This window comes from bacterium, from assembly GCA_024228115.1.
In the GTDB taxonomy this organism is placed as follows: Bacteria; Myxococcota_A; UBA9160; order UBA9160; family UBA6930.
The window spans coordinates 1-2,747 of sequence record JAAETT010000467.1 but is presented as its reverse complement, the minus strand read 5'-3'; the positions used below and the strand labels follow the sequence as shown (position 1 = coordinate 2,747).

General features: G+C 61.9%; 2 protein-coding genes. One reads left to right on the top strand and one right to left on the bottom strand.

Going from position 1 to position 2,747, the window contains the following annotated elements:
* Positions 1 to 100: 100 nt before the first annotated feature.
* On the bottom strand, positions 101 to 1,402 hold the full coding sequence (locus GY937_20220; GenBank protein MCP5059037.1) for a hypothetical protein: 1,302 nt from the start codon (positions 1,400 to 1,402) through the stop codon (positions 101 to 103).
* A gap of 259 nt (positions 1,403 to 1,661) precedes the next feature.
* Here GY937_20220 and GY937_20215 point away from each other — a divergent pair, with 259 nt between their 5' ends.
* The gene (locus GY937_20215; GenBank protein MCP5059036.1) at positions 1,662 to 1,976 is read left to right on the top strand and encodes a hypothetical protein; all 315 of its coding nucleotides are present in this window, start codon (positions 1,662 to 1,664) and stop codon (positions 1,974 to 1,976) included.
* The last annotated feature ends 771 nt before the right edge of the window (positions 1,977 to 2,747 follow it).

Here is a 2,747-nt window from a genome sequence, read left to right as displayed (position 1 = left end):
GAGATGATCGGACTTCTTGGCATGCTTGGTCATGGTGGCGGTTCCTTCTTGGTGTAGTGACCCCCTCCGTAATACACGGAGGGTGAAGGAGCCGCCGCTCTCAAACTCTCAGAAAATCAACCGGTTCTGGGACATCCCCGACGGCAGCCTTGGCGAGGGAAACCGCTAGGTAGGACGCAAGGCGATGCTCGCTCGGCCACGCGTCAAGGTTCTCACACCAGTGTTGGCTCCCCTCGTCGTGGGGAGCCACTCGCGCGAGCAGTCCCACTTGCAGTCGAGTGGCTCGTAGGCGATCGATCTTCACCAGGGCAGGCATGGTCTCGACGAAGAACTCGCGTCCCTCGTGCTCTCGGAGTCGCATCAGTGGCCAATCGGCCGTTCCCGAATCGGAGCCGGCCTCCTCGGGTTGAAGCGACAACAGGCGATATGCAAGATCAAAGGACGACGCGAGCCCCGCTTTCGCGAGACGATGCGCCAACGTTGCAGCTCTGAAGGCGAAGTAGCCCGAGAAGGTGCCCCCGAGGGCGCGGCAGATCCTCGGGACGAGATCCGATGCGTCTCGGACAGGCATCGCTTCGGATGCCTCCAGCACGGTCAACCAAACAATTGGGTTCTGCAACGAATCAGGCAGCGACAAGATCACCGCCGCTACCTCACGGGGAGACTCCCCTGCAAGATTGACGAGGAACCGCCCCTGTGGCCATTCGCGATGGCGCCACGTCTCATCTTCTCCATGGACCTCCGGGGGAGAGCTGAAGTGGCCACGAGCGAGGAGAGGTTCCAGCCATTCGGGATTTCGGAGATGCGAGAAGAAATGACGTCGTTGTTGCGGTCTCACTAGGAGACGCTCGAGGGATGTTACATGGCGCTCGGTCGGATGGGCTTCATCGATCAGCGCCTGCAGCTCCTCGTGCGTATCGAAATAGGGTGCAAGCAATCCGAAGAGGAGATCGTCGAGCTGTTGGAAGCAATTTTGGATGTGGTTGAAGCTTGGCGCTTGCTCCCGATAGTGTGCCGCCCTCTGGAACTCACCATGGAGGCGAAACCAGCTGCCGACCGTCGGGTTCTCGCGAGGAAGGCCGAGGAACGAGGCGATCCGATCTCGATGGCGGTCGGCCGAGTGCTCGGTCGATCGGCCGGGCTCAAGGGGAAGGTCGACAGGGAGGACGGCTCGGCTGAGTTCCCTCCCAACATGAGCAAGCAGGAAGACATTGGCAGGGCCGCCTGTCGCCGAGACAAGCCTCCGGCCCTCCATGTAAAGGCTCGCCAGTGCCGGGTCACGATCTGAAAGGGCTTGCAGAATGGCGGAGGACTGGGAATCGAGCGGTGGCTGTTCGCCGCCAGCATTTTCGTCAAGAATGCGGATCCGGTCCTCGTCCATTTCGTCTTCTCGGGGTTTCACGCCTTGGTTGTTCGGCGATGCTAGCGATGCTGAGCCCCCCGGGGCAGACCTGGCCCGAATCCCCCGCGCGTGACGGAGAGCGGTTGGCGCCGGTTCGCGGTTATTTCCTCACTGTACGGCTGCTTGGCGAGCTTATCGCTCACATCCTCAACACGACCGAGAAGCTTGACGCAGTAGAGAAGACCAGCAGCTTGAGCCATGGCGAGAGCTGCCGACCGGGTCGCTTGACACAACAACGGGGGATCAGAGGCTGACACTAATGCAAGGCCGAATCCGCGAGACCAACCTGATCCAGAAGTTCAACGGCCGAGTCACGGCTCGTGAACACATCGCCAAGTCTCCTGACGGAACCAAGGAATGCCGGATCAGTGTCCGCTTTGACGAGGAAAGCCGCCCCACGAGAGCGCTGCTTGTAGTGACCAACCAGGAGCCGGTTTCCTTGGCCTCCCTGGATTCCGATGAGGCCGACTACCACGGCGAGAAGGCTACTGGAAAGCTGCTGGAGGCAGCGGTCCAGGAGCTGGACCAGAAACAGGTGTGGCACCTCCTGGCCGAGCCGGAGCCCGGGGGCTGACGCAGCCCGAAGAACATCCCCTTTTCACCTGACCTCTCTTTCGCTGGACTCAGCCCGCGGGGCGATGAAGCGATATGGGGAGCCGGGCACAGAATATCGACGGCCTGGTGTCGCGCCGTCCGAGCCTCCACCGGGACTACGGTGTTTCGGCTCGAGTGCGGAGGCCGACGCCATGCGCGAAGAGCCGGTCTCGCCAAGAAAAGGCCGCCCCAGCTGCTTCCGTATGGCTTCCGGCCCCGGAAAACCACTCCGCCCACCCAGCGTAAGTCCCTGAAATCATTGGAGGCGCCGCCCGGATTCGAACCGGGGATCAGGGATTTGCAGAAATGCAGACCCTGTCCCCACGCAGCCCATAACATCGAGCACAAGCGCCGAGGGGTTGAATTGGACGCGCCCGCCCCCGACGCGATACGGAGCACTCGGTGCCCTTTGGCTGGGGACCCGCTGCCAACCGTCACCTCGAAGAGGGCCTCGTTCGAAGCGAGTAGCTCAAGCACTCCGATCTTCAGGTGTTTTCGGCGCGAAACCGGCCCCGCACCACGCCGTCGAGACAGGCATGACACTTGCTGTTGCTGTTGGATCCCCGCCGGATCCGGTATTCGCGCCTCTCGCCGCGGGCGGGGGAGGTCCAATGTTGGCGATCACGAGAAACCGTAGAAATCTGATCATCTAGCCGTGGTCGCGCGCGAGTGCTGGTTTCTCGTCAGAACGGCGAATCGGTGTCGGTCGGATCGGTGTCGAGTTCGCGATCGAGAGCCGCGAGGTAGTGTC

Excerpts from the sequence above, each read along its gene's own strand:
- GY937_20215 (MCP5059036.1), top strand. The coding sequence starts at position 1,662 with ATGCAAGGCCGAATCCGCGAGACCAACCTGATCCAGAAGTTCAACGGC.